The 4,423-nt window shown below is 37.5% G+C and carries 4 protein-coding genes and 1 pseudogene; 1 reads left to right on the forward strand and 4 read right to left on the reverse strand.

Annotated elements, in window-relative coordinates:
• The 4 genes and pseudogenes from QZ276_RS03240 to cgi121 form a co-directional block, all read right to left on the reverse strand.
• Window positions 1-356: pseudogene (locus QZ276_RS03240) on the reverse strand (RNA-guided endonuclease TnpB family protein); the annotation flags it as partial.
• Between the two features lie 177 nt (window positions 357-533).
• Window positions 534-1,835, reverse strand: coding sequence for a tRNA (N(6)-L-threonylcarbamoyladenosine(37)-C(2))-methylthiotransferase (locus tag QZ276_RS03245; protein WP_292485237.1), 1,302 nt, complete (start codon window positions 1,833-1,835; stop codon window positions 534-536).
• A 49-nt stretch (window positions 1,836-1,884) separates the two neighbouring features.
• Window positions 1,885-2,976, reverse strand: a complete 1,092-nt coding sequence (gene glpX / locus QZ276_RS03250; protein ID WP_292485238.1) for a class II fructose-bisphosphatase — start codon at window positions 2,974-2,976, stop codon at window positions 1,885-1,887.
• Between the two features lie 72 nt (window positions 2,977-3,048).
• Complete coding sequence (gene cgi121 / locus QZ276_RS03255; protein ID WP_292485240.1) at window positions 3,049-3,558, reverse strand: KEOPS complex subunit Cgi121; 510 nt, start codon at window positions 3,556-3,558, stop codon at window positions 3,049-3,051.
• A 219-nt stretch (window positions 3,559-3,777) separates the two neighbouring features.
• Between cgi121 and thrC the strand changes: the two genes are divergently transcribed.
• The coding region (gene thrC / locus QZ276_RS03260; protein WP_292485242.1) for a threonine synthase at window positions 3,778-4,423 on the forward strand (646 nt) is incomplete at its 3' end.

The following is a 4,423-nucleotide window of genomic DNA, read 5'->3' on the forward strand; positions in this document are numbered from 1 at the left end:
TATCTTTTGGAAATATACATACAAATTTACCGTCTTTTGGTAGGTATTCAGGTGTCTTTATAGGTCGGTTGTAGTTGCCTCTTTTTCTCTCGCCCAGAATCCTGAAAAACGATTTCATATTCCTATCTACTACCTTCATGGTCTGCTGTGCGACCTGTGAAGGCAGCATTTTGTAATTCTCATTGTCTTTTACCAGATGGTAAGCGGATTCATGAGGTACTTTGCATTTTCAAAATAGTATTGTCTTGTGATGTACAGAGTGAAATTGTACAGGTTTTTAGACAATTTAGTAATCCTTTTCAGACTTCATATTTCTGCTTATCCGCTTTGATATGGTTTTTCTGGGTGAGATACATTTTACTATATTTTTTTTAATTAAATCATTTAAATGTTACGTTATGTGTTAGACGCTTACATCCCCGTGTTTCATTTCAAAGAAATGGAACTCGCATTAAATCTACGATTTGATGCGATGTTAAAGACATCGGGGTTTTACGCTTCATTTATAAAAAGGATATTTAGTTAACATATCATTAATCGGTTAATTTTCCCAAAAAGTATCCAGAAGTTGTATCAGTGATTTCCACATCACACCATTGACCCGATGGCAGGTTACTCTCAGGAATCACAACCGGTTTGTAGGACTCTGTCCTTGCCATTACACCTTTGTATTTTGCATCTTTTGAAACAAAGACCTTACCATACCATCCAACCATTTCTTTTTTAGATTCTAATTTAACGGTATCACATACATGATGCAGTTCATTGGATCGTCTGACTACTATCCTTGAATCAATATTACGATATTCAAGTGCTTTTGTATGAGGTCGGGGTGTATAACGGGATATGTTCACTTTATCAGGTCTGTAATTTTTAACCCAGTTCACGCTTTTATAAAAATCATCTTCCGTTTCACCCGGAAACCCTACTATAACATCTGTAACCAGTGTCAAATCATTGAACCTGCTTCTAAATTTTGTTATAATCTCGTCGACCTCTGACATAGTATAATTACGGTTCATATATCCAAGTACTTTTTCAGATGCTGATTGTATTGGAAGATGCAAAAACTTGTAGATTTTGTTATTTTCATAAACCTTTAACAGGTCATCAAGTATAGGATAGACCGAAAAGGGATTCATCATTCCTACTCTGATTTTAAAATTACCATTTATAGACGCTACCCTATCCAGCAATTGAGGTAAAAGAACATCATCCTGTCTGTCAGTTCCGTATTGAGCATTATCCTGAGATGTTATCCAGATTTCCCGGCATCCTTCAGAAACAGCTTTTCTAACATCTTCTACAATCGAATCAATATCAAAAGATTTCAATTTGCCTCTTGCTGTTCTTACCACACAGTAAGCACATCTGTTGTTGCACCCCTGAGATATCTGGCATATATGTATATTTTGATTGAAACGGTTTCTTGGTGCATTTAAAATATCATCAGGTATTGATGAAAAAATCTCCAGTCTTTGACCTGAGTTATCCTTGTTCTCAGTATTTTCAATACTATCAAGTACCTCATTAATCCTTGTAATCGAGTTAACACCAAGAATATGGGCGTTCTGATTATTGTCCAGAATATCCTCAAGTTGTACTTCAGGCATACATCCGGAAACTACAACATCTACACCTTTTTTTCCCAAATCACCGATTTTATGAAGAATTTTTTGTTCTGTTGTGTATTTTACTGTACAGGTATTGAAAACAACAACTTCTGCACTCTTTTCATTGACCAGTTCATGACCTTGGCGTTTGATGGCATCCATCATTATTTCCGAGGCTGCCTGACTGGAAGGACAACCGTAAGTAGCGACATGGACTTTCATGTTAACAAATATGTTACATATCGAGGGTCATATATCTTGTGGATGATTTTCAATATAGCCGTAGAGGTGCGTCTTCCTTATCATGGATATACATGGAATCTGTAAACCTTACAACTCCGGAACTACCCATGGATATGCTGTGAACCCGAGCGTCACCGGTTCCAAAAAGGTTTACCTGTTTTAAAAAGTGTCCTGAAGTTATTCCAGTTGCTGCAAAGATTACATCTTCACCGGGTACAATCATATCTGTATCAAGGACAGCATCCATATTGTCTTCAGTTATACCCATCTTATTCAATCTTGGCATTTTTTCCAGTTTTTCTTTTTCTACCTCTTCTTCGGATTTGCCTTTGGCAACAGACGGAAGCAACAATCTGGTAAGTATTTTTCCACCAAGTATTTTAATTGCTGCTGCTGTAAGTACCGCTTCACCTGATCCGCCTGAACCCATAACAACATGCACACCCGAACCTCTAATAGCAGTTGCTACACCGGGTATCAGGTCTCCATCGGTTACAAGGTTCACACGTGCCCCTGATTGTCGAATATCTTCTATTATCTTGTAATTGCGTTCCCTGTCCAAAATAACTACTACTATTTCATCGATGTTCCGGTTAAGTGCTTTTGCAACAATATTGAGGTTGTCCGCTACAGGAGCATCGAGGTCTATTTTCTCATCCGGATGCTCTCTTTCATACTTAACTACATCAGAACCCACAACAATCTTTTCCATATACACATCGGGACCATGGAACAATCCCCCTCTTTCAGACATAGCCATTACTGAGATTGAACCCGGCATCCCATTTGCTACAAGATTTGTCCCTTCTAGCGGGTCTACCGCAATATCCACTTCAAGGTTTCCTTTACCAGTACCTATTTCTTCACCGATATATAGCATCGGAGCTTCGTCTCTTTCCCCTTCTCCAATTTTTATAAGACCTTTCATATCCAGTGAGTTCAGCATCCTTCGCATTGATTCTACAGAGACATGGTCTGCATAATTTTTGTTTCCCAGACCAACTTCATGAGCTGCAGCAATAGCTGCGGCTTCTGTTACATTAATTAACCTTGGAAGCAGGTTAGTTTCAATCGGACCTGCATTGTTCATCATTTCTTCGGCAGTTTTAGGATTGGTCATATCGTCATCTCGGCTGTTTATCTTAATATTATAATAGAAAATATATCCTGTTTATATAATACGGTTTGGGTTTTATTTTAAAACATCAACAAGAGCCACTCGTTCAAGAACAAGTTCGGGTATCTTATGTTCGCCAACTGCATCCACTTCAGGCTGTGTGATTTCAAATTCTGATAAAATCAAATCTCTTTTGGATTCATCATAAGCAAGAACTGGATTTTCGGTAATTAATTCATTTAGATTTTCAGAGACATAACTAATGTTCTCAGGGCTACCCAGAATAACAAAAGCTATATTATTTGTACCGTTATGAATTCCTATATTAAAAGCATCCTCTATCTGGCGTTTTCCAGAAGCATAACGCATTATTTCTATACCTGTATCCTTTGCTCTATTGTACCTGTTTTCAATCGCCCTCAAAGCCTTTTTTACTGCAAATTCTAAGTGCCGTTTTCCTGCCAACTTATCCGCATTAAGGGCCTGAACTGTAACATTATTCACTGATGCTATGTCATCCAATTTCTTTATAAAACTCTGCACATTATCAATGTAAACAGAACCGCTTAAAATTTTTACGTCCATAATAACCAGTTAAATATTGGAAGTGAATAAGGATAACGGTTGGAGTGATTTACTTAATACATTTGATAGAGGAAAATATATTTATTTGCTGGTATTATTTTTTATCTGATTGTAATATAACATCAGATATTTAAATAAAAGATAGATTTTAAATCATATCAGCCTATTTAAAATGATACAATAACCATTATTTTCATTGTTCTTTTCAGGAGATTTTCAATGTATCATCTAGAATGTATTGAATGCGGAAAAAGGTACACCGAATCAGATGTGGTATACACCTGTGGTGAATGTAACGGGTTGCTCGATGTCATTTATGACTATTCCACCATTGAACTGGACATGGACAAACTCAAAAAACAATGTCCATCAGTATGGAAATACCGGGAAATACTCCCTGTGGATGAAACACAGGAACCAATATCCATTGAAGAAGGAGGCACCCCTCTTTATAGATGTGACCGCCTTGCTGATAAAATCGGTATAAAAAGCCTTTATGTGAAACATGAGGGGCTAAACCCTACAGGTTCATTTAAAGACAGAGGTATGACCGTTGGTGTATCAAAAGCTATAGAACTTGGTATGAAAACTGTTGCATGTGCATCGACTGGTAACACTTCTGCATCACTTGGTATCTATGGTGCAAGAGCTGGTATACCTGCAGTTGTTCTGTTACCAGAAGGTAAAGTTGCTCTCGGTAAAGTTGCACAGGCTTTGATGCATGGTGCCAAGGTTTTGAGTGTAAGAGGCAATTTTGATGATGCTCTGGTACTGGTACGCCAGTTATGTGACGATGAAAAATTCTATCTGTTAAATTCTGTCAACCCCTACAGACTCGAGGGACAAAAAACAATCGGATTTGAAA

The organism is Methanohalobium sp. (genome assembly GCF_018609725.1).
In the GTDB taxonomy this organism is placed as follows: Archaea; Halobacteriota; Methanosarcinia; order Methanosarcinales; family Methanosarcinaceae; genus Methanohalobium.